The following is a 25,847-nucleotide window of genomic DNA, read 5'->3' on the forward strand; positions in this document are numbered from 1 at the left end:
TGCGTTGGCTGCGACGGTCTCGACCTCCGGTGCACTCACCCGCGCAATCCTACGGATCCGGCCCGACACCCGTTTCGCCTTCCGCACACGATGCGCAACTTCGCACCCCCACCCGCCCGGTTCACGAGGTATGCGAATTCGGGCGGGCGTGAGCGATCTCACTCCCGGACGTAGTATCGCAGTGCCGCGTAGGCCGCGAGGGCCGCGAATCCGATGCCGATCGGGGTGACGATCAGCGCGACGGTCGCGATGTCGTCACCGGTGATGCGCGGCAGCACTTGATCATTGAACAGACTGCCGAGCGCCCGGTTGATCACCAGCGGTTGTGCGATGAACAAGCCGCCGATGGCCAGCGCCGAGCCGATGGCCGCCGCGAAGACCGCTTCCAGCAGGAAGGGCAGCTGCGTGTACCAGCGCGTCGCGCCGACCAATCGCATGATGCCGACTTCGGTTTTCCGGGCCAGCGCCGCGACCTGCACCATATTGGCGATCAGCAGCAGCGCCGCCAGCGCCTGCAACGCCGCGAGCCCGAAGGCCGCATTGCGAAGTCCGACAAAGAAACTCACCAGCCGGTCGACGATGTCCATATCGTTGAGCACCGTCATGACACCGGGCCGTTTGGCGAAATCGTCATAGATGGACCGGTATTTGGTCACATCGTCGAGCTTCACCCGGAACGAGGCGGGCAGTCCGTCCTTGCTCACCTCATCGGCGAGTCCGGGCTGATCCTTGAAGGTGGTCTCCTTGACCTCCTTCACCGCGTCGGCGCTGTTGACGAACTGCACGCTCGCCACATCCGAATGCTTCTTCAGATCGGACATCAGCGTTTTGCACGGTTCCTGCGTGCAGTCCAGGTCGGTGCGGGAGACGTCATCGTCCAAATACAGCCGGATCTCGACCCTTTGGACGTAGTAGTCCTGAATCTTGTCCGCCATGCGCACCGCGAGCAGGCCGCCGCCCAGCATGGTGAGCGAGACAGCCGTGGTCAGGATCATGGCGATGGTCATGGTGATATTGCGGCGCAGGCCGGTGAAAACCTCACCGAAAAGGAATCCGAGGCGCATTACCGGCCCACCCCGTAGACGCCCATCTCCTCATCGCGGACCAATCGGCCGCGATCCAGCTCGACCACCCGCCGTCGCATGGCGTCGACGATGGTGTTGTCGTGGGTGGCCATCACCACCGTGGTGCCGGTGCGATTGATGCGCTCGAGCAAAGTCATGATGTCGGCGCTGGTTTCGGGATCGAGGTTGCCGGTGGGTTCGTCGGCGAGCAGTACCAGGGGCCGGTTCACGAAGGCGCGGGCCAGGGCCACGCGCTGCTGTTCACCGCCGGACAGCTCACTGGGCAGTCGATCGGCCTTGCCGGAAAGTCCGACCATATCGAGTGCTTCGGGGACCGCACGGTGGATGAAGGTGCGCGATTTGCCTATCACCTCCAGCGCGAAGGCGACATTCTGCTCGACGGATTTCTGTTGCAGCAGCCGGAAATCCTGGAACACACAGCCGATGCGCTGTCGCAGTTTGGGCACTTTGCGGGCCGGTAGCTTATCGACCCGGAAATCGGCGACCCAGACTTCTCCGGCGGTCGGCTTCTCATCTTTGAGCAGCAATCGCATGAAGGTCGACTTACCGGATCCCGATGGTCCGATCACGAAGACGAACTCACCTTTTCCGATGTCGACCGAGACGTTGTCCAGGGCGGGCCGCGTCGAGGTCTTATAGGACTTGGTGACGTTCGCCAGGGTTATCACGGGAGCCCAGTCTAGCGAGACGTGACCGTTACCCGGCCACGCCGCGCAGACACGCCGTTAGCGGGCGGATGGCTCAGTTGGGCCAGACATCGGGTTGCTGAGTACCGAGTTCACGAAGGCCGGATAGTCCGGCCCCGTGGTGGTTTCGGGTTTCACGAACAGGTAGAGAACGAACGTGGCGACCCAGACCGTGATGAGGATCGCCGTGGACTTACGTGTTTTCACTCAAACCCTCCCGGCGGAGCGCCGCGGCCACCCGCACCCGCAGCTCACGACCGACTTCGAACTGTTTGCCCGGCAGTGTCCGGGCCACCATCTTGATATTGACCTGATTGACCGTGAGATCTTCGACACCCATGACGCTGGGCTCGTCCAGCAGCAGGGTCTTCAATTTGCGATCGGCGAACGCTTTCGCACCCACCTCCCGCAGGATTTCATTGACCTTGTTGATATCGGAGGTAGCGGGTACGGGCACGTCGATGGCGGCACGCGCCCAATCCTTCGACAGGTTGGTCACTTTCACGATCTGGCCGTTCGGCACGATGATCACTTCACCGTCGACGCTGCGCAACGTCGTGACGCGCAACGTGACGTCCTCGACCGTACCCTCGGCCTCCACGCTCGAGCCAGTGACGGCGATGCGCACGACATCGCCGAAGCCGTACTGCCTTTCGGTGATCAGGAAGAATCCGGCGAGCAGATCCTGCACCACGCGCTGTGCGCCGAAACCCAGCGCGGCGCCGAGCACCGCGGCCGGGGCCACCAGACCGCCGAGTTGGAATCCCATGCGGCGCAAGACTTCCAGCGCCACCAGGAAATACACGATGGACAGTACGACCCAGGTGATGACCTGTGCCAGCGCGTGCCGGTGCTTGGCCGCCTCCGACCGCACCAGCGAATCGCTGCTGCGGAAGGAGGTGTCGATCTTGCGGGTGATCCGGTCGCGCACGTAGGTCGCCGCGCGCGAGAACAACATCGCACCGACGATGAGCAGCACGATCTCAAGACCGCTGGACCGGAGCCAATTACCTAGGTCGGCACCGGTATTCGCGGCGAGTATCGAACCTGTGCTCATTTTGCCTCCGCTTCGCTCCGGCGGTTCGCGGCCCTCGTGACCCCGCCCTTCCCTCCTACGCTCCTCCGCTTCGCTCCCCCGCTCCGTCAGTCCAGGGCGGGGCGGGCCGCGAATTTCAGGTGAGCTTTATGAGGAGGTCTGCTGCTCCCGCATGCGCCAGCGAATCCCACTTTCGATGAAACCGTCGATGTCACCGTCGAGTACGGCCGAGGGATTGTTGACCTCGTAGCTGGTCCGGAGATCCTTGACCATCTGATACGGGTGCAGAACGTAGGAGCGCATCTGGTTGCCCCAGGACGCGCCCTCATTGGTCTTGAGCGCGTCCATCTGGGCGCGCTCCTCCTGCCGCTTGCGCTCCAGCAGTTTGGCCTGCAGCACGCGCATGGCCGAAATCTTGTTCTGGAGTTGGGATTTCTCGTTCTGGCAGGTGACGACGATGCCGGTCGGAATGTGCGTCAGGCGCACCGCCGAGTCGGTGGTGTTGACCGACTGACCGCCGGGTCCGGAGGACCGGTACACATCGACGCGCACCTCGCCGTCCGGGATCTCGATGTGGTCGGTGGTCTCCACCACGGGCAGCACCTCGACCTCGGCGAACGAGGTCTGGCGACGGCCCTGGTTGTCGAAGGGACTGATGCGCACAAGACGGTGCGTACCCATTTCCACCGAAAGTGTGCCGTAGGCGTAGGGCGATTTCACGGCGAAGGTCGCCGACTTGATGCCCGCTTCTTCGGCATAGGAGGTGTCGTAGATCTCGACGCTGTACTTGTGCCGTTCGGCCCAGCGCACGTACATGCGCATGAGCATCTGCGCCCAGTCGGCGGCGTCCACGCCACCCGCGCCGGAGCGGATATTGACCAGCGCCTCGCGCTTGTCGTACTGGCCGGACAGCAGGGTGCGGACCTCGAGGGCCTCCACATCGCCGTGCAGGGTCGCCCGCTCGGCGTCGGCGTCGGCGAGGGCGGAGGCGCGCGCGTCGCCCTCCTCGTCCTCGGCGAGCTCGTACAGCACCGGCAGGTCCTCGAGCCGCTGACGCAGCTCCTGGACCCGGCGCAGTTCGCTCTGGGCGTGGGAGAGTTCGCTGGTCACGGCCTGCGCGTGGTCCTGGTCGTTCCAGAGTTCGGGATCCGCGGCCTGCTGTTCCAGTTCGTCGATCCGCCGAACCAGTTCTTCGATGTCGAGCACCGACTCGATGGTCTTCAGAGTCGAGTCGAGTTCGGCCAGGTCAGCGGAGACGTCAGGATGCACGGTGTTCAAGGCTACCGCCCCTTTCAAGGTCGATAAACAAAGGGAGACCCGCCGCGTGCGGCGCGGCCGGGTGGGGCGGTCGATACCGCCGGAGAAGTTCGGGCGCGCGGCGGTGCGCGGACACGCGTACGCCCACCGCGCCACGGTCAAGTGGGTGCGGCGGATTCAGCGATCCGCGAAGGCGTTCCGGGTGCGGCTCTTCAACCGGCGACGGCGCGCAGGCTGCCGGGCTTGCGGCCGATGAGGGTGTCCAGCGCGGTGGCGGTGGATTCGTCCGCGGGGAGGTAGATCATGACGTACTGATCGTCATCGGCCGACAGGTGCAGGGTTTCGTAGGCCAGGCGGAGCATTCCGGCTTCGGGGTGCAGCAGGCGGCCGACGCCGTTGTGGTCGGGCAAACCGGGGATGGTGTCCATGCGCCGGGTGAAATCCTCACCGGCGGTAACGGTGAGTTCGTCCATGAGGACGGCCAATTGCGGATCGGCGCGCCCCGGACCCTGTTTGAGGGAGGCGACGCATTTGTCGGCCTTGTGTTCCCAATCCGGATAGGCGGTGCGGGCGCGCGGATCGGTGAGGACGAACCGGGCGTAGCTGTCGAGGTCGCCGCCGTCCAGCAGGCCGAGCGGGGCCATCAGACTGCGATAGCCCTCGGTGTAGGCGAGTATTTCGCTGAGGCGGTTCATCACGACGGCGGGCGCGGGCTCGAGTTGATCGAGGATGGCCCGAATGGCCGGGCGCACCTGCCGATTGGGTCCGGCTCCGCCGCTGCAGCTGAAGCCGGGATCGGCTCCTTTGCCCAGTTGATGCAGGTGCACGCGCTGGGTCCGGGTCATGCGCAGCGCGTCGGCGAAGGCGGAGAGCACCGCGGCGGACGGATGCCGATCGCGGCCCTGTTCCAGTCTGGTCAGATATTCGACGCTGACTCCGGCGAGGGTGGCGAGTTCGGAGCGGCGCAGCCCGGGCGTGCGGCGGCGCGGCCCGGCGGGCAGGCCCACGTCGGTGGGCGTGACCGCCTCCCTGCGCGTGCGCAGGAACAGCCCGAGCTCGTTGTCACTCACTCTTCGAACGTACCAACTCGGGCGGTGCCGAGAGTAGCCCCGGCACTACCACTCTCGGCACGGTCTCCCTGTCCGGCCGCCCGAATCGGAGAGTTGTCCGCAGCGGCCGATCGGGCCGCCCGGGACATATCGAAGGAGTCCGACATGAGCAGCACAGCTCCCCGCCTCGCGGTGATCATCGGCAGCACCCGCGAGGGGCGGTTCGGGCCGGTGCCGGCGGCCTGGTTCGCGAAACAGGCTCGGCGGCACGGGGCTTTCGAGGTCGATGTCATCGATCTGGCGGATTATCCACTGCCGCATGAGCTTCCGGCGGTGTCGCCGATGATCGAGCCGAATCCGCCGCGTCCGGCGGGCACCGCGGAGTTGACCGAGCGCCTCGATGCCGCCGATGCGGTGGTGATCGTGACGCCCGATATCAACGCCAGCTATCCGGCCTCGCTGAAGACGGCCATCGACTGGCATTTCACGCAGTGGCAGCGCAAGGCGATCGGCTTCGTCGGCTACGGCGGCAGCAGCGGCGGGTTGATGGCGATCAACCATCTGCGGCATGTGTTCACCGAACTCAACGCGCACACGGTGCGGGAGTACCTGATCTTCCCGAGGTTCTTCCTGCTCTTCGGCCCGGACGGGGAGCTGCTCGATCCGGCGGCCCCGGAGGCGGCAGCGGCGGTCATGCTCGACCAATTGCGCTGGTGGTCAAGCGCTTTGGCCAATGCCCGCGAACTCAGCGCTTCGGCCTGAGCCGGGGGAATCATGGTGCGGCGCGGGTGGCGGCCGCTCTACCGCAGCGCGGTGAATGCGAGAAGTTTGCGGCCGACGCGCGACGGTAACCCGGGGGCGCTAGCGTGTTGTGAGTGACCACCTACTCCAGTGATCTCGAACTCGCCCTGCGGCTGGCCGACGCGGCCGACGCCATTACCCGTGACCGGTTCGGCGCCCTCGATCTGAAGATCGATTCCAAGCCGGATCTGACCCCGGTATCGGATGCGGACCTGGCCGTGGAGCGCATGGTGCGCGAGGCGCTGGGGTCCGAGCGGCCCGCTGACCTGGTGCTCGGCGAGGAATTCGGTGGGAATGCCGAGTTCTCCGGTCGCCAGTGGGTGATCGATCCGATCGACGGCACCAAGAATTTCGTGCGCGGCGTGCCGGTGTGGGCCTCGCTCATCTCACTGCTCGAGGACGGCGTGCCGGTGGTGGGCGTGGTGAGCGCTCCGGCGCTGTCGCGGCGCTGGTGGGCGGCGGCGGGTGCGGGCGCGTGGACGAGTTTCGAGAAGTCCGAGCCCAAGGCCATCTCGGTCTCGGCGGTGGCCGAACTGGGCGCGGCCAGCCTGGCGATCTCCTCGCTGTCGGGTTGGCGGGCGATCGGGCGGCGGGCCAAGTTGATCGCGCTCACCGATGAGGTGTGGCGGACCCGCGGCTACGGCGATTTCTACGGTTACACGCTGCTGGCGGAGGGTGCGGTGGATATCGTCACCGAACCCGAACTGTCGCTGTGGGATATGGCAGCTCTCGACATTCTGATTCGTGAGGCGGGTGGCACGTTCACCTCGCTCGACGGTAATCCCGGACCGCACGGCGGCAGTGCCGTGGCGACGAATTCCCATCTGCAGGACCAGGTCCTGGCCGCGCTCGCCGCCTGATACCCCCGAACACACGAACGCCCCCGCCTGCAGTGCGGGGGCGTTCACGTTCGTTCGGTCGAGATCTAGGCGGAACCGCCGCCGCCACCGCCGGGTGTGCCGATGAGCACCCCCACGAGGCCGCTGAGCAGACTGGTAACCACAGAGACGAGTCCTGACAACATAACCAATCCTCCTTTCGTCTCGTCGAAAAACGTAGTGAGGCTTGACAGTTGGCGTGATGGAAACGAAATAACCGCATCGAGTTCCCGCTTATACAATACTCGCCACGCAGCGAATCATGCTGCACGCAAGCAGTTTTGACGGGTTTATCGCGAAATACCTTGGGTAAACCTATTATCCACGCTTATCGATGCGGATCACGTGTCGTATCAACAAATTCGGAGCCGCAGCCCACACGGATAGGTTCCGACCTCAGGCGTTGGGCGCGCCGCCGCCCGGCGATTGCGCCGCGGCGGACGGCAGTGAAACGCACACGGCCTTCGGCGGGTGGACCCCACCACCACTACGCGCTGAGCACCACCGACACCGCGGCGAGTATCGCCGGAATGCGCAGCAGTATCGGTGAATTGGAGTCGATCGAGGAGATCCCCCGCGCGATCAGCGGCACCAGTGGTGGTTGATCGGCGTATCCCCAGTCCGGCCGCCGTCCCGCGGCCAGGTAGGACATCTCGTCGCGGTGATATCCGTACCGATCCGCGAAGCCGAGCAGAATCGCCGCGAAAATGCCCGCCACCCAGTACATTCGGCCAGCGTGTCAAACGGCGATGAACTCCGGATGGATTTCGCGCACCCGTTTCCCATGCGAACCCGACGCGGGGCTGCGGTCCCGACGCCGGGAGGTGGTGCGGTCAGGCCGCGGAGGAAGTGCCGCCGGTGGGGGCGGCCGAACCGGTGGTGGACGGACCCGCGACGGGGCTGTAGCCCGAGCCGGAATTGCCGGAGCCGGTGTTGATCTGGCCCGAGCCGGTGCCCGCGGCGCTGGAGCCGCCGTTTCCGATCTGGACCGAACCGAATCCGGCGGCGGAGCCGCTGCCGCCGTTCCCGCCATTGCCATTGCCGGAGCCGGTATCGATGCCGCCTTCGGTGACGGTGCCGATGTCCTGCAGCGGAATGCCCTCGGCGGATGCGTTCGGGGCGGCGGCGATGAACAGTGCGATGGCTATCGCGCCGGTGGTACCTACCAGCGTTTTCATTTAGGGAGACCTCCATATGGGGTGCAAGGGTGCGCCGACACCGTAGCCCACTCGTAGACCTTTTGAATGACGTTTGTTTCACTATTCGCCATGGCGCATTGGAGACTTCGGAAACCACCGCGCTGACCAGCCGATTCGACAACGCTCGACGTCAGTTCTTACTCTGAAGTAAGATAGTCTTACTCTGGAGTAAGATTGCTGGGCAGGATCACCCTCCACACTCAAGAAAACTGGTGATTATGAGCACTCGAGACACCGCAAAGACGCGACGTCCGGATACTTCCGCCGTAGGCCTCAACCCGGTCAAGCGCGACTGGATGGGCGCTGCGATGCGGGTCATGACGACCATCACGGGGTCCGAACTCGCGGAGAAGTACAACCTGCGCAAGCCCATCGAACGGCTGACGTACGAGGGCACCAAGACCGGTTTCCGCAGCCTCGGCGCCGCGACCCGCGTCTTCGAGAAGGTTTCCGGTGGCGGCGCTCCGAAGCGGCTGCCCGCCAACGAGTCCAAGAAGAAGGACTACTTCGACCTGACCCCGACCGACGATCAGCAGATGATCGTCGAGACGGTCCGTGAGTTCGCCGCCGAGATCCTGCGCCCGGCCGCCTATGACGCCGACAATGCCGCCAAGGCCCCGCGCGATCTGCTCGAGCGCGCGTCCGAGCTCGGCATCACGCTGATCAATGTGCCCGAGGAGTTCGAGGGCGCTGCCGCCGAGCGTGGCGCGGTCACCAACGCCCTGGTCGCCGAGGCGCTCGCGCACGGTGATATGGGTCTGGCGCTGCCGCTGCTCGCGCCGAGCGGTGTGGCCGTCGCGCTGTCCCAGTGGGGCACCGACGCACAGCAGAAGACCTACCTGGGTTCGTTCGCCGGTGAGAATGTGCCGCAGGCGTCGGTCGTCATCTCCGAGCCGCAGGCGCTGTTCGATCCGTTCGCGCTGAAGACCAAGGCCACCCGCTCGCCCAGCGGTTACCGTCTGAACGGTGTGAAGAGCCTGGTTCCGGCCGCGGGTGATGCCGAATTGTTCATCGTGGCAGCCGAACTCGACGGTCGTCCGGCTTTCTTCATCGTGGAGTCGGACACGCAGGGTGTGGTCGTGGAGGCCGATCCCTCGATGGGTCTGCGCGCCGCGGGCCTGGGTCGCCTGATTCTCGACAATGTCGCCGTGTCCACCAGCGCGCTGCTGGGTGATGCCGAAACCGCCCAGCGCTCCGAGGATTACGCGGATGCCGTGCGCCTGTCCCGCCTCGGCTGGGCATCGCTGGCGGTCGGTACCGGTCAGGCCGTGCTGGACTACGTGATTCCGTATGTGAAGGAGCGCGAGGCGTTCGGTGAGCCGATCGCGCATCGCCAGGCGGTGGCCTTCATGGTCGCCAATATGGCCATCGAGCTGGACGGCCTGCGCCTCGTGACCCTGCGGGGTGCGTCACGCGCGGAGCAGGGCCTGTCGTTCGCTCGCGAGGCCGCGCTGGCCAAGAAGCTGGCGACCGAGAAGGGCATGCAGATCGGCCTGGACGGCGTGCAGTTGCTCGGCGGTCACGGTTTCACCAAGGAGCATCCGGTGGAGCGCTGGTACCGCGATCTTCGTGCCATCGGCGTTGCCGAGGGCGTCGTCCTTCTCTGACCCGACTTCTCAACGGAGAGACAACTCATGATCAATCTCGAACTCCCCAAGAAGCTGCGGGCCAGCGCCAACCAGGCCCACCAGGTTGCCGCCGAGATCTTCCGCCCGGCTTCGCGCAAGTACGACCTCGCCGAGCACGATTACCCGACCGAGCTCGACACCATGGCCGCCATGATCGAGGGCCTGTCCGATTCGGGCACGCAGGACATCTCCGGTGCCACCGGCGGCCGTAAGGCCAAGGGTGAGGGTGCGGCCGAGCCGGATGTGCACGCCACCGAGCTGCTCGGAAACACCAACGGCGGCAATATGTCCGCGCTGTTGAACGCCCTGGAGACCTGCTGGGGCGATGCGGGCCTGATGCTGTCCATCCCCTACCAGGGTCTGGGCAATGCCGCGATCGCCGCGGTCGCGACCGATGAGCAGCTGCAGCGTTTCGGCAAGGTGTGGGCCGCCATGGCCATCACCGAACCGTCCTTCGGCTCGGACTCGGCCGCGGTCTCGACCACCGCCACCCTCGACGGTGACGAGTGGGTCCTGAACGGCACCAAGATCTTCGTCACCGCCGGTTCGCGCGCCACCCACATCGTGGTGTGGGCCTCGGTCGACAAGTCGCTGGGCCGCGCCGCCATCAAGTCCTTCGTGGTTCCGCGTGATGCCAAGGGCCTCACCGTGTCCCGCCTCGAGCACAAGCTCGGCATCAAGGCCTCGGATACCGCGGAGATCCGTTTCGAGGATTGCCGCATCCCGAAGGACAACATCCTCGGCAGCCCGGAAGTCAACGTGGAGAAGGGTTTCGCGGGCGTCATGCAGACGTTCGACAACACCCGCCCCCTCGTGGCCGCCATGGCCGTAGGCGTGGGCCGCGCCGCCCTCGAAGAGCTCCGCAAGGTCCTCTCCGACGCCGGCATCGAAATCGACTACGACAAGCCCGCCAACAACCAGCACGCCGCCGCCGCCGAATTCCTCCGCATGGAAGCCGATTGGGAGTCCGCCTACCTCCTGTCGCTGCGCGCCGCCTGGATGGCCGACAACAAGAAGCCGAACTCCTTGGAAGCCTCCATGTCCAAGGCCAAGGCCGGCCGCATGGGCACCGATGTAACCCTCAAGGCCGTCGAACTCGCGGGCGCGACGGGCTACTCCCAGCGCACCCTCCTGGAAAAGTGGGGCCGCGACTCGAAGATCCTCGACATCTTCGAAGGCACCCAGCAGATCCAGCAGCTCATCGTCGCCCGCCGCATCCTGAACCTGGGTAGCGACAAGCTGAAGTAAGTTCTGGCACAACGAAAAACCGGCGCAAGCAGACCACCCTGCTTGCGCCGGTTTTTTCCTTCCCCAGCTCGCATCTCGATCGTTTCCATCGCTCAGGCCGTCTCCAGGCCGTCACCGGGCATCCGCCATGCCGAGGCCGCCGCTTCCACAGCCAGCCGTGCCCGCTCGTGGCTGTCATCGAGCAGATGGACATAGGTCCTCAAAGTGAAGCCCGGGTCCGCGTGACCGAGGTAGTCCGCTAGCTCCTTGATCGAGACCCCGCGCGCCAGCAACGTCGAGGCGTACAGATGCCGGAGTGCGTGCATACCGTCGATCCGCTTGCGGTATTCAAGGCCGCCTTTGGCGAACGCCGGGAACCACGCGACCTTGCCGAACAAGTCGCCACTCATCGCACCGCCCTTCGGATTGGTGATCAGCAGCGGTACCGTCACCGGCTCACCATCCGCACTCCCCCACGGCAGCGTCACCGGTATGGACGGGAACTCCTCGACATAGCAGTCGATATCGGCCAGAGTCGCCCGGGACAGCGGCACGAATCGCGTCTTGCGCCCCTTGGGAAGCGCGAACATCAACACGCCATCGACCACCCGAACCTGCCGCTGAACGTGCACCACCATGCCGTCGCGATCGATGTCCAACGACGGGGAGAAGCCGAGGATCTCGCTCTGCCGATACCCCAGCCCGGCACCGATCGGCGCACAGATCCGGAACCGAGCGTTCAACGCGCCGCGGATCTGGCTGACCCGCTCGTCCTTCCAGATCACGATCTTCGGACTCTTCTTCACCGGCCGCCGCACCGACTTCGCCTTGCACGGGTTCTCCCGAATCAGCTTGTCGTCCACCGCCGAATCCAGAACGCCCGCAACGATATCGAACAGCACCGCCTTGTAGTTCTCGGCATACTTGCGCTCATCCAGCTGATCGACCCAATCCCGGATCTTCGCCGCGCCGATGCGTCCCACTCGGAGATCGCCGAAGGTGGGATAGATCCTCGACTCCAAGCGCTTGCGGAGCGCCGAACGGGTAGCCGGATCCGGCGATTGCGCCTTAACCCAGCTCTCCCCCTGTTGCCGAAAGGTCTTGTGCGCCGCCCGCGGATCGATGTACTTGCCTTCGAGCTTGTCCGATTCGACCTCGATCAGAAAGTCGTCGGCGCGCCGCTTCTGCTTGTCCGGGAACGACTTCGAGCGCTCGGAACCGTCCGGATCGATATACCGGACCCGATAGCGCAAACCCTTCCCGTGAAGCTCAGTCGGCTCCATCACCGGCTTGCCGCGGGCGTTCAGCAGGATCCGATCGGCCCCATCGCGCTTGGGGCGAAACCATCGATCCTCCACATGCCCCATCTCAGGCCGCCTCAAAATCGGTTGCAGCCCAAGCCTTTACCTTCGCGGGGTGATAGCGCAGTCGTCGACCGATCAGCGTCACCGGCGGACCTTCGCCGAGCCACTTCCACTGATACAGCGTCTTCGGCGAGATCCCGAGGAAGTAGGCGACCTCCTCCACTGTCCACAGCCGGTTGTCAGGCAGATCCATCGCCACCACCACCCTCCGGTCGCGCAATCTGTGGATCTGCCGAGACTTGTTGCGGCTCAGCCATTTCCGAGAGGGCGATCTTGGCCGTAAGGTATTCGGTCTGCCATGCCGAGCGCTGGGCGACGGTAGACAGGATCAGTTGCGCGCGCGTCGGCACCTCCGGATCACCAGGTTCGACCGGCCGAACCACCCAATTCTTGGCCCGCTCGGCCTTGGCGATGCCGACCGCGGCCAGCAGTTGCCGAACGAATTCGATGCGATCGGCCTTGTGATCAGGCAAGGTCTTGTTCGACCAGCGGCGAGAAACCAGCACCCGGCGGCCCCGCAAGCCGAGGGTGTCTCGCCGATGGGCTTTGCCCTTGCAGCGCCCGGCCTGAGTCTTGGCCTTGGCGCCGCGCGGGACAATGCCGTAACGCAGCCACACCGCACAATTCGGTGAGCATGGGGTGCGCTGGAGTTCGGCGTGCAGGCGTTCGTAGTGGCGGCGGGTGCGCTCGTTCGGTGGTTCGAGGACTTCGGCGATGGACTTGGTCAGGTACTTGGTCAGGTAGCGGATCAGCCGATTGGCGTCCTTGCTGTCTCCACTCACACCCCGGGTCTTGCCAGGGCGCACGGGTGCGGCTTCGCCATCGGGGTCGGTGTCGACCTCGTGGTCGCCGATGTCCTTGCGATCGACCTGCACGCCCCAGCGGATCACGTGCGCGGGTTCTAGGTCATCAACCTGATCCATCAGCGCCAGCGCGTCATCGAAGCCCGGCAGCACGAACCCCTGATCGGGGTCCACGAAGGTCTCAGCGGTGGTGTCCCACACCGGCATCCGATCCCCGGTGTACTGCTCCTCATCGAAGTGCGGCCACCACACCGTGGCGTACGAGGCGGCGAAAATCTGATCCGTTAGCGTGTGCGGGTCGGTACCGCGCACGGTCAGGTGCGCGTGCGGAACGCCCCGGCGTTGGGGTTCGACAGCGGCGAAGTACTGCACGTCCCGCCCGGCCGCACGCCGCCAGTTCTGCATGGTCCGGTCGAACAGCTGAGGGAAGAACATCGCGTCCCGGGCCGCACGCCGGTAGTCGTAGGTCTTGGGGTTCACCGGCGAACCATCACCGCAGGGCTTGCCGTTCTTGTCGGTCGCGCCGTCACGGTGGCAGGGCCCGTACGAGGGCAACGTCAGGGTGACGAACATCGAGGGCTGGTACTTGTCCGCGTACCGGCGCCCCACGGTGACCTTTTCGACCTTGCGGCGCGGCAGGTTCGGAACATCCTGACGCCGCGTGGTCGATCGGGACCGCCGAGGTTTGGCGGTTGCATCCAATCCCGGTGTCCGGCCGCGCATGCCCGAGGCCCGCAGCTGAGCGTCGACCTCGCGCACGAGGGCACGGGTTGCTTCGGCGAGTTCGTCATCACCCGCATCTCGCGCGGTGCGGTACTCCGCGGCCAGATCCGCCCGGCGGGTCAGCAAATCGATTTGCTGTTCACTCGGATCATGTACGGCGGCATCGGGTTCGGTGGTCATGTGCCAGCCCTCGCGGCATTGCGTGATTCGCAGGGCTCGGGCCTTGGCCGCGCAGCTGGGGCAGTCCGATGCGCGGGTCGATTTGCACGCTCCGCCAACGTATTTGGACTCACCGGTATCAGGATCGAAGGTCCGCATCGGGATCGGGTGTTTGCAGACCCCGAACTTGTCGGCGGCGGCTTCGGCGATATCGACCATGTTCGGCAGCGCCCGCCGCGCCGCAGCGGTCAGGGGTGCCGCGCCGGAATCGGCCGGCGGCGTATTCACGAAATCGGCCGGCGGGGTCGGGGTGGATTCGGCGACGTTCATCAGGCCACGTCCTTCCGCGTAGGCAGATGACGGGGCAGGGTGCGCCGATGCTTGTCCGGCAGCACCACGGAGTCACGGGAGGTGAGTTCGGCGTACACGCAGCCCTCACGGTCGGTGTCGCGGTAGATGTGGGTGTCGACCTCGACCCGGAGTTCGGTCGAGCCGACCAGCGCGGCAAGCACATGAGCGATGTCGCCGAGGTTGCCGGACAGCCGTATCTGTACCGGGTTGCTCATGACCACCCCTTCCTGGTCGGCACCGCGATATCGACGTACACGCGCACCCCGAGTCCCTGCCCGGGGTAGGGCCGCTCGTCAACGACGATGTGGAATGCCTTGGACGCCAGCAGTTCCGCGAGCACCATGGTGATGTCACCGAGCTGGCCGGAGAGGCGAAGGCGTACGTGCCCGTTCATGCGATTGCTCCGATCTCGAACGGCAGTTCCAGCTGAGTCGCGATCACGCGGTCTTCGATCCAGGTCCGCCACGGCTCGTCACCGGCCGTGCGGTACACCACCTGTCCGCGGTGCAGCAGGTCTCGCCGATGGGACGCCAGCCACCACGGGCGGATCCGCCCGTCGACCAGCACCGCCCAGCGGATATCGGGGGCATCCCACGGCGCGGTAGTCATGCCGCCACCGCCGGATCCGCGAAGCCGCCATCACCGGGGATCTCCTCACCCAAGTCATCGGGGTCGAAGTCGCTGTAATCCTGTGTGGGGCCGGTGATCTCATCAGCGGGTGAGTAGGCGTCCACGATGGCGTCGGCATCGTCGTCGCTGACGTAGTAGGCGCGGGCTCGCACGAATTCGCGGGTGCCGTCCTCGCCGACGTAGGCCACACCCGGTGTGGTGTCCGGGATTTCGTGGCAGCGCGCACCGCGGTCCTTCGCGCCCTGGCCGTGGATCATCGAGTTCTGCGTCGGCTCATCGAGCTTGAGCCCGATCCGGACCGGGAACAGTTGCCGGTTGGGCATGGTCTCCTTGGACGGGTCCTGCAAGGCCACCATGACGCTGAAGCCGACCGCGCGGCCCTGGGTCAGGATCAACCCCAGCAGCCGCATCGCTTCCTGCATTTCCTCCCGAGTCGCGAACGCCGACAGCGCGGCGTACTCATCGATCACGATCAGGATCAGCGGGTCCTCGACACTGGGCACGAACTTGCGCACCCGCGCCTCACGCAGCCGGGCAGCACGGTCCTGCATGTCCTTCTCCGCAGTCTTGAGCATGCCAATGATGCCTTCGGCGGTCCATTGGAAGTCGACCCACAGACGGTGTTCACCGCGCCCGAATTCCATGCCACCCTTGGGATCTCCCATCAACACATCGACCAGCCCGGCCTTGATGGCAGGGCCGAGTCCGGCGATGATCGACCACAGCACCGAGCCCTTGCCCGAGCCCATCGCGCCCGCGATCAGGATGTGCCGGTACAACACCTGCACACGCCAGGTGTCGCCGTCTTCGCGGATCCCGACCGGGACCGCCTCCAGGTCCACCTCGTTGTGAACCAAGTCCGGCAGCGTTGCCGGTTCGGCGAGAGTGTCATGCACTCGCACCTGGAGACGAACCCAACTCGCGGCAGGCGAGCTCACGGTCACCTGCCGCACCCCCAGATAGGTAGCCATCTGGCTGCGGATGTTGTCGTTGTTCCAGTCCTCGAAACACTGCCCACCGAGCATCCACAGATCCACCGTCAACCCGTGCCGGGCGTAATCCCAGCCCTGCACACCCGGGAACCCCACCAAGGGCGAGCCGAGCTTGAGCGTGGTCAACATCTGCTCAGTCAGCGCGGGGTCAGCGAGGACCTGCACCGCGGGGCGCAGGATCGCCGGAGCCTGGGCGACGATCTGCGCGACCGGGAACTCTTCGGCTGGTGCGGGTGTGCCGTGCCAGGGACCGGGCGTGATCCACGCGCCGACGCCGAGAGCCCCCGCGATCGGGACCGCGGTCTGGATGAGTGAGGAGATGAGCATGTGAAACCCCCTGAGGTGGAACGGGACTGACGGGTCAGGACATCGCGACCGGAAGAACCGGCAGCACGGCGGGAACAGGCAACGGGCGCGGTGGCGGCGCTACTGCGACTTGCACCGACACCATCGGCGAATCAGGGATCGGATCAAGGCGGCGCGGTTCAGCCAGGATCGAATCCGGAACGACTGGCGGTTCGGACACCGAGGCGGCTTCGGGCACCGTCTCGGTTGCAGGCTGCGGAACTTGTTGTCCCGCACGGAGAATCAGGATCAAGCCGTGGATATCGACCAGTAGGGCTATCGGTGCGACCGCGGCGACCATCGCGCATGCCCACACCGGCAGCCGCTCAGGGCCGATGACCGCGTGCACGGTGTTGCCGACGATGCTGACCACGGTGCCGATGCTCAAGACCCAGGTGAACCATTGGCGCACAGCGGGATCGGCGGCCAACAAGGCCAGCATGGCGGCGGTGCCGGTGGTGGCGTCGATGATCACCGGGAACAACCAGGCGTCACCGGCCGGGATGCCAGCGCGTTCTGCGAGTTCGCGCAGGGTGACGAAGGAGAGCCGGAACGCTGCCAGGCCGACGCCGATGATGGTGGCCACGGCCAGCCCACGAACTGTGAGCATGACCGTGGAGGAATTTATCGCGGACATTCGATTCACGCACCCTCGTACCCGAATTCCAGGCCGCGGATCGGCAGTGTCACTGCCAAGTCCCGGACCCGCTCAGGGCCGCAATCGCGCAGGGAACGAGCGGCCTGCGCCATTTCTTTCAGGTCCGCGGCGTCTACACCGAGCACCGGATTTTCTTCAGCCCATCTGCTCAGTGCCCGAAATTGGCTGACCAGCCAGTACAACTCGCCATCGATCCGGCTCAGCCGATTCAGCGTGCAGGCGGCGATATCGGCCTTGTGCTGCGCGGGTGTTCGCTCGTCCATAACCGCTCACCACTTCTCGAAATCGCAGAACGGCGGGCAGGAGTTCTCGGTTGCCGACGGGGCGGGCATGGTCATGGACCAGGACGGTGGTGCGTCGCAGAACATGATGCAGCTGGGTGCGATCGAGGTTGCGGGAGCCGAGACCAGCGACGCCGACGGCGCGATGTCGCGTACGTCGTCGGAGTGCTCACCGCAGGCCACCAACATCAGCAGACCCAGGACGATCCCGACCGGGGACAGCAGACCCAGGACCACGGTGGTCCGGTGCAGGGTCGCGGACTCGTTCATCACGCCGCCTCCTGTTCTGATTCGAACCAGGCACGCCCGGTTGCGGCGACCTGTTCCAGCTGGGCGCGGCAGCGCGCTTTGACCGGTTTGGTGGCTCCCAGCGAAGGCAGCCACACCGAAGCCACCACGCAGTCCGTGAGGTCTTCGCGCAGCGCCCAGGCCGCGCACATGGCCAGCACCGGGCACTCCAGGCATACGCGCTGGGCAGCCTGGGCTTGATCGAGGGAATCGGGGAAGAACAAGTCCGTCTCCACGCCACGGCACCGGCAATCCGGTTCGCGGCGCGGGTCGGACCCGTTGGCGGCGAAGACAATCCGGTTCATGGCCGACTCCCGTCCGGAGGGTCGAACAGATCCAGCTGTCCCTCGCACGTCCAGGTGCGCAGGATCGCTTCCGGGCTGGTCATCCGTTCACGGCGGCCCCGGTTGGGCTTGGGCGCACGCTCGGGCATGTCGTCGGCCTTGCGGGTCTTGCGGGCGCGTACGCGCTGTTCCGAGGTGGTCATCACGCCACCAACTTCGGGCCGGTGCCGAGCGAGTTCTTCTGCGCCACAGCATGTTCGACCAGGACGACGGCGAGGGCCTCCATCAGGGCGCGCGCGTCCTCGATGTCCAGGATCAGCGAGCTGGAGCTGAACCGGACCGACGCCATCGCGGGAACATCGATCCCGTACCGGTTGTCGGACCCGTAGTAGTGCGTGACCGCGGGTGCGTAGGTGACCTGCTCGAACGCCTCATCGTGGCTGCGGGCGTAAATGCTCACCGACATCACGCGACCGCCTTGTCACCACGAGCCGGGCGCGAGGCCGGAGCGTCCACCGGCGGCTGCTTGCTGCCGGAGTTGTCGCCCTTGATGCCCGTCGCGCGGTAGGACCAGCCGATCGACTTGAACTCGCCGTTGCCGACCAGCTTGGGCTTGACCTGCAAGCCCTCCAGCACGATCGGGGTGTAACCGGGCGCGAACGGCTGAGCTGAGGGAACCGGCCGCACGTCCGCGATGAACAGCACGTCGAACATCGCGTTCCTCGCGCCGTTGATCGAAGAGTCCGAGACCGTTGCCGTCCACAGCCGCTTACCGGTGCCGTTGCCTTCGTCGTCCAGGTCGACCTTCTGCCGCTTGGGCGCGTTGCGGTCCCGGCTGAACTCCGTCACCGGCTCGACCGTGCCGACCAGCACCAGCCCCTCCGGGAACGTCATGTCGTGATCCGGCGTGAGCCACATGTTCTTGAGAGCCATCCCAACTCCTTTGTGTGATATCAAGGACCCGGTTTGTTTAGCAACAAACGGTGATGTCACTATTGTTGAGCAACAAACGACGTCGAGTCAAGGGTTTGTTCACAAACAAAAATGGAGTTGGTATGCCACCACCTGCGATCTGGCGAGATATAGCCGATGACCTGCGGCGACGTGTCGAATCTGGCGAATGGGAGCCCGGTCAACGCATCCCATCGGCCCGTGAGCTGATGGCGCAGTATCGGACCACCTCGCAGAACGCAGTCGTTCGCGCTACCTCGACCCTGACGAGCGAGGGCGTCCTCTGGTCAGATCCAAATGCCCCGCGGAAGGGAGTTCGGGTCAGCGAACGCACACAGCTGATTCGACGAGGCACCCGTCGATACGATCGCAACCCAAAGGGTCTGGCTCCCAACATGGATGAAGCCACCGCGGGCGGCTGGCACGATGTGGTGAAGGCGGAGCGCTGGCGCGAGGAAGCCTCGGATGACATCGCGGCGCGCCTCAACATCAGCCCCGGCGACCTGGTCACAGTCGGTCAGTACGTCTGGCTCACCGACGATGGACAGCCGTATCAAATGGGTACCCAGTACGAACCCCTGGCGATCACTGGCGGAACAGCGATCGAGGAGCCGGTCGACGGCTCTCGCGGCAACCCGGGAGTGATCGCGCGCTTCGATTCGATTGGCATTCATGTCGATCGAGTCGAGGAGCAGACGGGGGCGAGAATGCCGACACCTGATGAGGTTCGAATCCTTCAGATGGGCTCGAAGGTTCCCATCATTGGCATCACCCGCACACATTGGGCAGGCAACATGGCGGTCGAAACCGCCGATATCTCGATCCGCAGCGATCGAATGGTTATCGTCACAACGCATTCCGTGCCGCTCAGCGAAGGAGCTTCAGAATGACCGGGGATCAACACCTCAGCCTGTCGGCTCAGACCGGCACAGCGATGGAATTCGTCGCGGACACGCGGGACATTGCTTCCCCCAACGCCGACCTTCGCAAGCTGACCGATCCCGATGCCGCGGCTTCGCTCATCAGTGGTGAAACGCTGTCGCGTGTAGGTGCCGTCTTGGAGGCGCACCCTGGCAATCCAGTCGTCATGCTGTCCGGCGGTGTTGATTCGATCTTCGTTGCCGCCGCAGCCGTAAAGCTGGGAGCCAAGCCCCACGCAATCACGGTGCTGACCGAAGGCGGCACGGATCGAGCGAACGCCATCGAGGCCGCGGAGGTCCTTGGCCTAACCCACGATGTCGTCGAACTAGACGAGCAAGCTGTCGTGAACCTGGCACGTGAATCGGTAATCCGCTTGGGTGTACCCGAACTATGGGAAGTCTCGTATGCGATACCGCTGCTCGCGACCCTGCCCATCTTGGGTCAGATCGGAAATGTTGGGCCGATCCTCACCGGCAGCGGAGCCGATGCCATTCTTGCGGGTGGTCGAGTGCTGGACTACCGCATTGGAACTCCGGAGGCGACCGCAGAGCTCGATCGACTGATCCGCAAAGAGACGGCGAACAACTTCGTTTACGACCGCCTCGTGCCGGACTTCTACCCACGTGTTATGGGCGAGTACGCCGACAAGTTCATCCATGTATTCCAGACTGCCCGCTTCTGGGAAATTTCCGAGACCTTCGCTCCCCCAGCACTTTTCGGATACCACGGCGACAAAATGGTCGACAAACTATGTTTGCGAATCGCATGCGAAGCACTTCTACCGGAAGCGGCCCAATCGATCGCGTGGGCCAAGAAATCTGCTATCCAGCGATCAGCGGGCATCATGGACACGCTTGCTACTGCTACACGCAGATTCGCAGCGTCTCTGCCTGGTGCACGGGCGTACTCCGACCCGATGGCCGAACCATTCGAAGCAGTTGCAACTCGCTTGTTCTTGGCCCACCTGGACGAAACTGACTATAAGCAGAAGCGGAGTGAAGCATGACAGACATCGATCCCGTGACCGAGTTCGTTGCCGACTACACCCACACGGCCAGCGACGATTGGCAAGAGGAGAAGTCCACCTGGCGACAAAATGCCGTGGACACCTGGTTGGAAGCAGCACGGCAGCGTGGAATCGAGGCTTCCATCCGGGAGCTACTGGATTCCAACCATGAAGTGGCCGTGGTCGAAGTCGACGGTCTCCAGTACACCCTGGCGAACCTTGGTCGCCGTATGGAAGTTCAGGCGGAGCGCCGGTGACGGACATCCCTCGTATCGTCAGCGCCTCAGAGATCACCGACGATCAACTAGTCGAGCTCTATGACTTCCCGCCCAACAGTGGGTCATGGCTGCGCGCCAATTTTGTTGTGAGCGTTGATGGTGCGATTGCCACCAACGGTTCCTCAAGTGGGCTCACGAACCCGCTCGATCAACGGGTGCTCAAACTGCTTCGCGATCTGTCCGACGTTGTACTTGTAGGCGCGTCAACGATCCGCATCGAGGACTACATCGGGATCAAAATCTCCGAAGCTGGTCATGCCCGTCGGCTGTCTCGCGGCCTCGCACCGGTTCCGCCGATCGCGGTTGTCAGCGGCCGCGCGGACATCGATCCTGAGTCGCGTCTACTCACCCGAACGACAGTTCCGCCCATCATTCTCACAACCATGAGCGCACCGACGGCGGCAAAGCGGAATCTCGAAGCCGCAGGTGCCCAAGTGATTGAGCTAGGTAGCACCCACATCGAGACGCACGCCATCGTTGAGACCCTGGCGGAGCTCGGATTGCAGCGGATCGTCTGTGAAGGTGGGCCAAAACTGACCGGCCAACTTGTCGCCGACCACGCACTTGACGAACTTTGTGTAACCACTGCGCCAATCCTGCTCAGCGGCAACGCAAACCGAGTGACACATTCCGAGCGGCACGCCCAGATGAAGATGCGTTGCAGCCACATCATTTTCGACTCGGACGGCACCCAGTTGGCCCGTTGGGTTCGCCGAACCGAGGCCGCAGCAGTCACCGACTAGCAGTGCACTGATGACACGTCGGAACGATATCGCCTGTGCCGGTAGGTCTTTGAACTCACCGTCCAGGCAACATCGGGTAGCGGCGTCGGGGCGAACGAGTAATACCCAGATCCTTCCGCGCTGCTTCGTGAAGTCCATTCAGTGCGCCGACGACATCATCGCCGCCTAGATTCTGGCCAGCAGGAGTTGCGGGGTCCAGGGCAAGCCGCCTCGTCTCAAGGACTTGCCGGTTGACCTCCTTGCCCGCCTCCGTGACATCGGGATCCCCCAGCAGCACAACACGTTCGAAGATTCGGGACCTGACATCGTCGGCAGCCTCCAATTCTGCTCGCAACCCTGCCAGTTCCCTCCCGTCATCTCGAGCCTCCATATACCTGCCCGCCGCGCGAAGCATGTCTTTCACTGCCGACGCGTATTCGGCGTAGGTCTCCAGCTTGCCCTCGTCCCAGCGAGTCGCAAGAAGCCTCTTGAACTGTGCTCGTTCAACCACCGAAGATCCTAAGTACGTCGCGAATGACCCGAGAAGAACTCCGATCATTGGAACAAGCTGGTCGATCATGAACTGAAGGTACACAGGATCATTCGCACCCCGACACCGAACGCAGCAGTGCTGATTACCTCATCCCGCACGACGATGATCACTGCCGCTGAGGATCGAGTGTTGCCGAATTTGCCCCTACAGGATCAAGGGCGGCGCTGCGCGCCGCCGCCACGCTGCGCCACCCTGCGGGCGGGCTCCGCACGCTCCGCCCGCCCGGAGCGTCGGCGCGTCGACAACCCACACCACCGCTGTATTGATCCAAGCAATAGGCGAATTCGTCAGCCGCCCACGGCAGCCGGGCACGATGCCCAGACCCGGCGACACCGGTCACGGCCATGCTGCCCGGTCCACAACGACGCCTCGTCATCATTCCGGCCGAAGACGCGAATGCCCCTGCGCCGCATGCTCTTCCCGCGCTGGCCTTCGAGCTCGGCACCGATGCCGCCGACGCTCAGCCCCAGTCCGGCCTTCGGCTTACCCACCTCATCGAGGTAGCGCCCGGCCAGCATCCAGCACCCGGCCACCACGCCCACATCACCCATGAAGAGGCACCTTCCGACCGTCCCTGCCTGATCTCCCCAACAGCCGCCACGGATCGCGGTCTCGCCCGCACCGCCCCCTGCGCCACGATCCCAATCGAAGCCGCGGCCGCCGCCGACAACGATGCAGCCGCCGCCCATTTCACCACCCGAGCTCACGCAAGGACCGCGGCCGACATCGAAACATCCAGTGCCACTGGCGCGCAGGCCACTAGCCATGCCAGCAGCCACCCGTGCGCGGACCCCGGAAACCGGTCTCTCGATGTCCGGCGGGGCGCAAGCCACCATGGCAGCACCCACACACTCCCGCCAAGACCAAGCCATGGTCACCACGAATTCATCTCCCAATTGAGCTGTCGCACAATCCTTTTCAGGGAGATGAACCCGCGCCGAGCCTTGACAGGACCGCGCAGGCACCGCCCCAGTGTCCGGCGTCCCACCAGCCACCGAGAGCCCGGCCACTTCCGGGCTCCACCCCCAGGAGGCCACCGTCATGTCCAGCAACCTGCACGTCAGCATCACCGGCCGCCTCGCCGCCGACCCCGTCCCCCGCGCGACCCCCGGCGGCAAAATGGTCACCAACTTCACCATCATCACCAACGACCGCCGCTTCGACCGCGACCGCAACGAATGGGTCGACGCGAACAAGACCGCCATCCGCGTCAGCTGCTGGGAAGACCTGGCCGAAACAGCCGGAAACTGCCTCTACAAGGGCGATCTGGTCACGGTCACCGGACACCGGCTCCTGGCCAACCCCTACCTCGACAAGGAGGGCAACCCCAAGGCCGGACTGGAACTGACCGCCGACACCATCAGCGCCGAGCTCAAAGGCCAGCACGTGAAGATCACCCGACTCCAGCGCACCCCCGCCTCCGCCCAGAACGGCACCGAACCCCCGTTCTGAACCAGCCAGCACGACCGGGCCCGGCACCACCGGGTCCGGTCCCCGCACCCACCTACCGCGAACAACTGCCGAATTCGCCTATTACTTAGATTGAAGCCCCACCCGCACAACCGCTCCCGCGGAACACATAGAAGCTCCCCTGCTTCCTCAACGGCCCGATTATCTCGCTCCAGGAGCACGAGTCAAGGACCACCTGCCGGTGGCCGCTGCGCGGTGCCTTCGGCATCCTTGACACGCACTCCCTCCGCCGAGGAAGGCCAGTATGAGGAAGCAGGGAGAAGAACAGTCGGCAGGTGCGCCTACCCACGCTATGACCTCAGTACCCATACGATGCCGATATGGGCACTGCGATCGTCGCGGGAATCTTCTCACTGATAGGCGGCGGTATTGGCTCCATCGTTGGGCCTCTCATAGGCTGGAACGTCACCAAATGGGGCGATGACCGTAAACACCAACGACAGCTAATCGACACATGGCGCACCGGAATCAGCGAGTTGGCTCCCGACTCCAATATCGCGCTTCTCAGCTGGTACCCAAGCCTGCAAGGTTACCTTCCTGATGACCTAACCAAGGCCCTCGAATCGGGATACGGTCCCAGAACCTACCGGGTACCGCCCGAAACAGACCGCAATCCGTTTGCACCCAGACTAATAACGATAGTCAATCAGCTGGAACACGATTGGGGTCTGTCAGGCCGCAAGAAGTAGGACCAGTCCACAGGCCGTCGACAGGCCGTGAGGGTACCCGAACAGCACAGAACTGGACAGAATCGCAAAGAAGCTCTCAGCCCGGTCAGCGCAGCATTCTCGAATATCCGTGGAGGTCAGTGAAATTGGCCTCGAGATCCTCGACATCTTCGAAGGCACCCAGCAGATCCAGCAGCTGATCGTGGCTCGCCGCATCCTGAACCTGGGTAGCGACAAGCTGAAGTAAGTTCTGGCGCAGCGTTAGCCGGTGTGGTCCTGGGTTGGGGCCGCACCGGTTTTTCGTTTTCCGGAGGTGGGTGGGCGGAAGATGTTGTCCCAGTGGGCGTCCAGGTGGGTGATGGCTGCGGGGAGGGGGATGGCGGTGTAGGTGCCGGGGTGGGGTTCGGTGAGGAGGTTCAGGGATTGGAGGGCTTGGATGCCTGCTCGGGCTTCGAAGTCGAAAGTGGTGTTCCAGCGGGAGTGGAACCAGGACTCGATTTGCGTGTCGAGGTCGGCGGGGGTCAGGGGGTGGGGGGTGGTGTTGAGGAAGTGGTAGGTGAGGAGCATTTGTTTGAGGTCGGCGTCTTCGGCGGCGTCCAGCAGGTGGTGAAAGACGCCCGCTCCGTTGTCGAGGTTGCGGAAGTAAAGGTGTTCGGAGAGGGTTTTGAGGAGTTTGATCTTGCGGTTCTTGAACTTGGAGAATTGGCGGAAGAGGTAGCCGCCGAAGGCTCCCGTACCGGCGGCCAGGCTGATGAGGGCGGTTTGATCGAGGCGCACGGACTCCTGGCGCAGACCGGCCCAAAAGGCCAGCAGCAGTAGGACCGGGGCGAGAGCGGCGATCAGTTTGGTTGCTATGACGATGATTCCGGAGATCATCGCGGGGACGCCGATCAGGAGTTTGTCCAGGGGGCGCATGCCGACTCGGGCGTCGGGGTACAGCATTTCGAGATCGTTGCGCGGGACATCGCGGAACAGCTTCAGCACCACCTCGCCACCCAGGCGCGGTATGTAGACGAGAACCTTGGAATAGCAGGTGAATTCGACGGCGCGACGGCGTAATCCGAACAGCCACTTCACCTGTTCGGTGCGCTCGGCGACACCGCGGCGGAAGAACAGCGCGGCGTCGAGATCCTGATCGTCGACCGCCAGCCGCACCTTGACCAGGGAATGCTCGGCGAAGGCCCGGCGGATCTCCGCGGTGTCGATACGGGTGAAGTCGGCCGCCTCGGCGAGCTCGACCAGTTCACGCTCCAGGATCTGCTGGGCCACAATGTAATCCGTGGTGGTCGCGGAATGCACCGCGCGCTCGTCCGCCGCCGGATCCAGCACCTGATACGCGTCCAGGAGCCCATCGCCGCGCACGTGATAGCGATGGTGCACCAGCGCGGCGAGTAGGCGGGCGAACTCCAGGAAGGATTCCCGTTCCTTCGCGGGTACCTCCTCCGCACAGAGCGCGATCACCGCGCTCTTGCGGAACGGCAGGAAATGTTCGGCCTCCATCGATGCTCCTTCCGACGGGCGGACCCGTCGGAGTTCACCTTAGGTGCCGGCCCC

34 protein-coding genes and 1 pseudogene are annotated in these 25,847 nt (G+C 64.5%); 11 read left to right on the forward strand and 24 right to left on the reverse strand.

From position 1 onward, the window contains the following. Positions 1-158: 158 nt before the first annotated feature. From ftsX to AB0L82_RS22040, 5 genes are all read right to left on the reverse strand, one after another. A complete protein-coding gene (ftsX, locus tag AB0L82_RS22020; protein WP_364639107.1) occupies positions 159-1,064 on the reverse strand; it encodes a permease-like cell division protein FtsX in 906 nt (301 codons plus the stop codon). After that, positions 1,064-1,753, reverse strand: coding sequence for a cell division ATP-binding protein FtsE (gene ftsE / locus AB0L82_RS22025; protein ID WP_364639110.1), 690 nt, complete (start codon positions 1,751-1,753; stop codon positions 1,064-1,066). Before ftsE ends, ftsX begins: the two co-directional genes overlap by 1 nt. A 211-nt stretch (positions 1,754-1,964) precedes the next feature. Beyond that, positions 1,965-2,828, reverse strand: a complete 864-nt coding sequence (locus tag AB0L82_RS22030; protein ID WP_364639113.1) for a mechanosensitive ion channel family protein — start codon at positions 2,826-2,828, stop codon at positions 1,965-1,967. Positions 2,829-2,954: 126 nt separating this feature from the next. Next, positions 2,955-4,076, reverse strand: coding sequence for a peptide chain release factor 2 (gene prfB, locus AB0L82_RS22035; RefSeq protein WP_364640413.1), 1,122 nt, complete (start codon positions 4,074-4,076; stop codon positions 2,955-2,957). A 200-nt stretch (positions 4,077-4,276) separates the two neighbouring features. Beyond that, the gene (locus tag AB0L82_RS22040; protein ID WP_364639116.1) at positions 4,277-5,134 is read right to left on the reverse strand and encodes a helix-turn-helix transcriptional regulator; all 858 of its coding nucleotides are present in this window, start codon (positions 5,132-5,134) and stop codon (positions 4,277-4,279) included. A 144-nt stretch (positions 5,135-5,278) separates the two neighbouring features. Between AB0L82_RS22040 and AB0L82_RS22045 the strand changes: the two genes are divergently transcribed. Both AB0L82_RS22045 and hisN read left to right on the forward strand, forming a co-directional pair. Next, positions 5,279-5,875 (forward strand): NAD(P)H-dependent oxidoreductase, encoded by a 597-nt coding sequence (locus tag AB0L82_RS22045; protein ID WP_364639119.1) that lies wholly within the window; start codon positions 5,279-5,281, stop codon positions 5,873-5,875. A gap of 113 nt (positions 5,876-5,988) precedes the next feature. Next, a complete protein-coding gene (gene hisN, locus AB0L82_RS22050; RefSeq protein ID WP_364639122.1) occupies positions 5,989-6,774 on the forward strand; it encodes a histidinol-phosphatase in 786 nt (261 codons plus the stop codon). A 505-nt stretch (positions 6,775-7,279) separates the two neighbouring features. Here the strand turns inward: hisN and AB0L82_RS22055 are convergent. After that, the gene (locus tag AB0L82_RS22055; RefSeq protein WP_364639125.1) at positions 7,280-7,519 is read right to left on the reverse strand and encodes a hypothetical protein; all 240 of its coding nucleotides are present in this window, start codon (positions 7,517-7,519) and stop codon (positions 7,280-7,282) included. Positions 7,520-7,625: 106 nt separating this feature from the next. Beyond that, complete coding sequence (locus AB0L82_RS22060; protein WP_364639128.1) at positions 7,626-7,970, reverse strand: hypothetical protein; 345 nt, start codon at positions 7,968-7,970, stop codon at positions 7,626-7,628. 239 nt (positions 7,971-8,209) lie between these two features. On the opposite strand from AB0L82_RS22060, the gene AB0L82_RS22065 reads away from it, so the two are divergent. Beyond that, positions 8,210-9,598, forward strand: coding sequence for an acyl-CoA dehydrogenase family protein (locus AB0L82_RS22065; RefSeq protein WP_364639131.1), 1,389 nt, complete (start codon positions 8,210-8,212; stop codon positions 9,596-9,598). A gap of 27 nt (positions 9,599-9,625) precedes the next feature. Further along, a complete protein-coding gene (locus AB0L82_RS22070; RefSeq protein WP_364639134.1) occupies positions 9,626-10,867 on the forward strand; it encodes an acyl-CoA dehydrogenase family protein in 1,242 nt (413 codons plus the stop codon). 92 nt (positions 10,868-10,959) lie between these two features. On the opposite strand, the gene AB0L82_RS22075 is transcribed toward AB0L82_RS22070, so the two are convergent. The 14 genes from AB0L82_RS22075 to AB0L82_RS22140 are packed head-to-tail and all read right to left on the reverse strand — an operon-like array spanning position 10,960 to position 18,657. Then, positions 10,960-12,213: a tyrosine-type recombinase/integrase gene (locus tag AB0L82_RS22075; protein ID WP_364639137.1), complete on the reverse strand. Its 1,254-nt coding sequence runs from the start codon at positions 12,211-12,213 to the stop codon at positions 10,960-10,962. A gap of 1 nt (position 12,214) precedes the next feature. After that, on the reverse strand, positions 12,215-12,403 hold the full coding sequence (locus AB0L82_RS22080) for a helix-turn-helix domain-containing protein (protein WP_364639140.1): 189 nt from the start codon (positions 12,401-12,403) through the stop codon (positions 12,215-12,217). Then, positions 12,390-14,225: a replication initiator gene (locus tag AB0L82_RS22085; protein ID WP_364639143.1), complete on the reverse strand. Its 1,836-nt coding sequence runs from the start codon at positions 14,223-14,225 to the stop codon at positions 12,390-12,392. The genes AB0L82_RS22080 and AB0L82_RS22085 overlap by 14 nt, the downstream gene beginning before the upstream one ends. Beyond that, positions 14,225-14,461 carry a hypothetical protein gene (locus tag AB0L82_RS22090; RefSeq protein WP_364639146.1) on the reverse strand — a complete coding sequence of 79 codons (237 nt, stop codon included), beginning with the start codon at positions 14,459-14,461 and terminating at the stop codon, positions 14,225-14,227. The genes AB0L82_RS22085 and AB0L82_RS22090 overlap by 1 nt, the downstream gene beginning before the upstream one ends. Beyond that, positions 14,458-14,640: a hypothetical protein gene (locus tag AB0L82_RS22095; protein ID WP_364639149.1), complete on the reverse strand. Its 183-nt coding sequence runs from the start codon at positions 14,638-14,640 to the stop codon at positions 14,458-14,460. Before AB0L82_RS22095 ends, AB0L82_RS22090 begins: the two co-directional genes overlap by 4 nt. Next, complete coding sequence (locus AB0L82_RS22100) at positions 14,637-14,855, reverse strand: hypothetical protein (protein ID WP_364639152.1); 219 nt, start codon at positions 14,853-14,855, stop codon at positions 14,637-14,639. Before AB0L82_RS22100 ends, AB0L82_RS22095 begins: the two co-directional genes overlap by 4 nt. Continuing rightward, positions 14,852-16,195 carry an FtsK/SpoIIIE domain-containing protein gene (locus AB0L82_RS22105; protein ID WP_364639155.1) on the reverse strand — a complete coding sequence of 448 codons (1,344 nt, stop codon included), beginning with the start codon at positions 16,193-16,195 and terminating at the stop codon, positions 14,852-14,854. The genes AB0L82_RS22100 and AB0L82_RS22105 overlap by 4 nt, the downstream gene beginning before the upstream one ends. 34 nt (positions 16,196-16,229) lie before the next feature. Beyond that, positions 16,230-16,850, reverse strand: coding sequence for a DUF2637 domain-containing protein (locus AB0L82_RS22110; protein WP_364639158.1), 621 nt, complete (start codon positions 16,848-16,850; stop codon positions 16,230-16,232). Positions 16,851-16,855: 5 nt separating this feature from the next. After that, positions 16,856-17,134, reverse strand: coding sequence for a hypothetical protein (locus AB0L82_RS22115; protein WP_364639161.1), 279 nt, complete (start codon positions 17,132-17,134; stop codon positions 16,856-16,858). A 6-nt stretch (positions 17,135-17,140) separates the two neighbouring features. Continuing rightward, positions 17,141-17,422 (reverse strand): hypothetical protein, encoded by a 282-nt coding sequence (locus AB0L82_RS22120; protein ID WP_364639164.1) that lies wholly within the window; start codon positions 17,420-17,422, stop codon positions 17,141-17,143. Next, positions 17,422-17,745 (reverse strand): WhiB family transcriptional regulator, encoded by a 324-nt coding sequence (locus tag AB0L82_RS22125; RefSeq protein WP_364639167.1) that lies wholly within the window; start codon positions 17,743-17,745, stop codon positions 17,422-17,424. The genes AB0L82_RS22120 and AB0L82_RS22125 overlap by 1 nt, the downstream gene beginning before the upstream one ends. Next, positions 17,742-17,927: a hypothetical protein gene (locus tag AB0L82_RS22130; protein WP_364639170.1), complete on the reverse strand. Its 186-nt coding sequence runs from the start codon at positions 17,925-17,927 to the stop codon at positions 17,742-17,744. The genes AB0L82_RS22125 and AB0L82_RS22130 overlap by 4 nt, the downstream gene beginning before the upstream one ends. Beyond that, positions 17,927-18,184, reverse strand: coding sequence for a hypothetical protein (locus AB0L82_RS22135; protein ID WP_364639173.1), 258 nt, complete (start codon positions 18,182-18,184; stop codon positions 17,927-17,929). The genes AB0L82_RS22130 and AB0L82_RS22135 overlap by 1 nt, the downstream gene beginning before the upstream one ends. 5 nt (positions 18,185-18,189) lie before the next feature. Next, positions 18,190-18,657, reverse strand: coding sequence for a hypothetical protein (locus AB0L82_RS22140; RefSeq protein WP_364639176.1), 468 nt, complete (start codon positions 18,655-18,657; stop codon positions 18,190-18,192). A 122-nt stretch (positions 18,658-18,779) separates the two neighbouring features. Between AB0L82_RS22140 and AB0L82_RS22145 the strand changes: the two are divergent. From AB0L82_RS22145 to AB0L82_RS22165, 5 genes and pseudogenes are all read left to right on the forward strand, one after another. Further along, a pseudogene (locus AB0L82_RS22145) lies at positions 18,780-18,956 on the forward strand (GntR family transcriptional regulator); the annotation flags it as partial. A gap of 114 nt (positions 18,957-19,070) precedes the next feature. After that, entirely contained in the window at positions 19,071-19,565 is a 495-nt protein-coding gene (locus AB0L82_RS22150) for a UTRA domain-containing protein (protein ID WP_364640415.1), read from the forward strand. Next, positions 19,562-20,602, forward strand: coding sequence for an asparagine synthase-related protein (locus AB0L82_RS22155; protein WP_364639179.1), 1,041 nt, complete (start codon positions 19,562-19,564; stop codon positions 20,600-20,602). Before AB0L82_RS22150 ends, AB0L82_RS22155 begins: the two co-directional genes overlap by 4 nt. Next, complete coding sequence (locus tag AB0L82_RS22160) at positions 20,599-20,859, forward strand: hypothetical protein (RefSeq protein ID WP_364639182.1); 261 nt, start codon at positions 20,599-20,601, stop codon at positions 20,857-20,859. The genes AB0L82_RS22155 and AB0L82_RS22160 overlap by 4 nt, the downstream gene beginning before the upstream one ends. Beyond that, on the forward strand, positions 20,856-21,623 hold the full coding sequence (locus tag AB0L82_RS22165; protein WP_364639185.1) for a pyrimidine reductase family protein: 768 nt from the start codon (positions 20,856-20,858) through the stop codon (positions 21,621-21,623). Before AB0L82_RS22160 ends, AB0L82_RS22165 begins: the two co-directional genes overlap by 4 nt. 55 nt (positions 21,624-21,678) lie before the next feature. Here AB0L82_RS22165 and AB0L82_RS22170 read toward each other — a convergent pair whose 3' ends face one another. Further along, the gene (locus AB0L82_RS22170; RefSeq protein WP_364639188.1) at positions 21,679-22,182 is read right to left on the reverse strand and encodes a hypothetical protein; all 504 of its coding nucleotides are present in this window, start codon (positions 22,180-22,182) and stop codon (positions 21,679-21,681) included. Between the two features lie 260 nt (positions 22,183-22,442). After that, complete coding sequence (locus AB0L82_RS22175; protein WP_364639191.1) at positions 22,443-22,706, reverse strand: hypothetical protein; 264 nt, start codon at positions 22,704-22,706, stop codon at positions 22,443-22,445. 490 nt (positions 22,707-23,196) lie between these two features. On the opposite strand from AB0L82_RS22175, the gene ssb reads away from it, so the two are divergent. Then, positions 23,197-23,607, forward strand: a complete 411-nt coding sequence (gene ssb / locus AB0L82_RS22180) for a single-stranded DNA-binding protein (protein ID WP_364639194.1) — start codon at positions 23,197-23,199, stop codon at positions 23,605-23,607. Between the two features lie 338 nt (positions 23,608-23,945). Then, positions 23,946-24,314, forward strand: coding sequence for a hypothetical protein (locus AB0L82_RS22185; protein ID WP_364639197.1), 369 nt, complete (start codon positions 23,946-23,948; stop codon positions 24,312-24,314). A 240-nt stretch (positions 24,315-24,554) separates the two neighbouring features. On the opposite strand, the gene AB0L82_RS22190 is transcribed toward AB0L82_RS22185, so the two are convergent. Next, positions 24,555-25,793, reverse strand: a complete 1,239-nt coding sequence (locus AB0L82_RS22190) for a TMEM143 family protein (protein WP_364639200.1) — start codon at positions 25,791-25,793, stop codon at positions 24,555-24,557. Positions 25,794-25,847 lie beyond the last annotated feature (54 nt).

Origin of the sequence: Nocardia sp. NPDC052001 (assembly GCF_040680615.1) — a bacterium.
Lineage (GTDB): Bacteria > Actinomycetota > Actinomycetes > Mycobacteriales > Mycobacteriaceae > Nocardia.

Coding starts and splice junctions, on each gene's coding strand:
- ftsX (WP_364639107.1), bottom strand. CDS start 1,064: ATGCGCCTCGGATTCCTTTTCGGTGAGGTTTTCACCGGCCTGCGCCGC.
- AB0L82_RS22030 (WP_364639113.1), bottom strand. CDS start 2,828: ATGAGCACAGGTTCGATACTCGCCGCGAATACCGGTGCCGACCTAGGT.
- AB0L82_RS22045 (WP_364639119.1), top strand. CDS start 5,279: ATGAGCAGCACAGCTCCCCGCCTCGCGGTGATCATCGGCAGCACCCGC.
- AB0L82_RS22055 (WP_364639125.1), bottom strand. CDS start 7,519: ATGTACTGGGTGGCGGGCATTTTCGCGGCGATTCTGCTCGGCTTCGCG.
- AB0L82_RS22060 (WP_364639128.1), bottom strand. CDS start 7,970: ATGAAAACGCTGGTAGGTACCACCGGCGCGATAGCCATCGCACTGTTC.
- AB0L82_RS22065 (WP_364639131.1), top strand. CDS start 8,210: ATGAGCACTCGAGACACCGCAAAGACGCGACGTCCGGATACTTCCGCC.
- AB0L82_RS22070 (WP_364639134.1), top strand. CDS start 9,626: ATGATCAATCTCGAACTCCCCAAGAAGCTGCGGGCCAGCGCCAACCAG.
- AB0L82_RS22075 (WP_364639137.1), bottom strand. CDS start 12,213: ATGGGGCATGTGGAGGATCGATGGTTTCGCCCCAAGCGCGATGGGGCC.
- AB0L82_RS22080 (WP_364639140.1), bottom strand. CDS start 12,403: ATGGATCTGCCTGACAACCGGCTGTGGACAGTGGAGGAGGTCGCCTAC.
- AB0L82_RS22085 (WP_364639143.1), bottom strand. CDS start 14,225: ATGAACGTCGCCGAATCCACCCCGACCCCGCCGGCCGATTTCGTGAAT.
- AB0L82_RS22090 (WP_364639146.1), bottom strand. CDS start 14,461: ATGAGCAACCCGGTACAGATACGGCTGTCCGGCAACCTCGGCGACATC.
- AB0L82_RS22095 (WP_364639149.1), bottom strand. CDS start 14,640: ATGAACGGGCACGTACGCCTTCGCCTCTCCGGCCAGCTCGGTGACATC.
- AB0L82_RS22100 (WP_364639152.1), bottom strand. CDS start 14,855: ATGACTACCGCGCCGTGGGATGCCCCCGATATCCGCTGGGCGGTGCTG.
- AB0L82_RS22105 (WP_364639155.1), bottom strand. CDS start 16,195: ATGCTCATCTCCTCACTCATCCAGACCGCGGTCCCGATCGCGGGGGCT.
- AB0L82_RS22110 (WP_364639158.1), bottom strand. CDS start 16,850: ATGTCCGCGATAAATTCCTCCACGGTCATGCTCACAGTTCGTGGGCTG.
- AB0L82_RS22115 (WP_364639161.1), bottom strand. CDS start 17,134: ATGGACGAGCGAACACCCGCGCAGCACAAGGCCGATATCGCCGCCTGC.
- AB0L82_RS22120 (WP_364639164.1), bottom strand. CDS start 17,422: ATGAACGAGTCCGCGACCCTGCACCGGACCACCGTGGTCCTGGGTCTG.
- AB0L82_RS22125 (WP_364639167.1), bottom strand. CDS start 17,745: ATGAACCGGATTGTCTTCGCCGCCAACGGGTCCGACCCGCGCCGCGAA.
- AB0L82_RS22130 (WP_364639170.1), bottom strand. CDS start 17,927: ATGACCACCTCGGAACAGCGCGTACGCGCCCGCAAGACCCGCAAGGCC.
- AB0L82_RS22140 (WP_364639176.1), bottom strand. CDS start 18,657: ATGGCTCTCAAGAACATGTGGCTCACGCCGGATCACGACATGACGTTC.
- AB0L82_RS22150 (WP_364640415.1), top strand. CDS start 19,071: ATGGATGAAGCCACCGCGGGCGGCTGGCACGATGTGGTGAAGGCGGAG.
- AB0L82_RS22155 (WP_364639179.1), top strand. CDS start 19,562: ATGACCGGGGATCAACACCTCAGCCTGTCGGCTCAGACCGGCACAGCG.
- AB0L82_RS22160 (WP_364639182.1), top strand. CDS start 20,599: ATGACAGACATCGATCCCGTGACCGAGTTCGTTGCCGACTACACCCAC.
- AB0L82_RS22170 (WP_364639188.1), bottom strand. CDS start 22,182: ATGATCGACCAGCTTGTTCCAATGATCGGAGTTCTTCTCGGGTCATTC.
- AB0L82_RS22175 (WP_364639191.1), bottom strand. CDS start 22,706: ATGGGTGATGTGGGCGTGGTGGCCGGGTGCTGGATGCTGGCCGGGCGC.
- ssb (WP_364639194.1), top strand. CDS start 23,197: ATGTCCAGCAACCTGCACGTCAGCATCACCGGCCGCCTCGCCGCCGAC.
- AB0L82_RS22185 (WP_364639197.1), top strand. CDS start 23,946: ATGGGCACTGCGATCGTCGCGGGAATCTTCTCACTGATAGGCGGCGGT.
- AB0L82_RS22190 (WP_364639200.1), bottom strand. CDS start 25,793: ATGGAGGCCGAACATTTCCTGCCGTTCCGCAAGAGCGCGGTGATCGCG.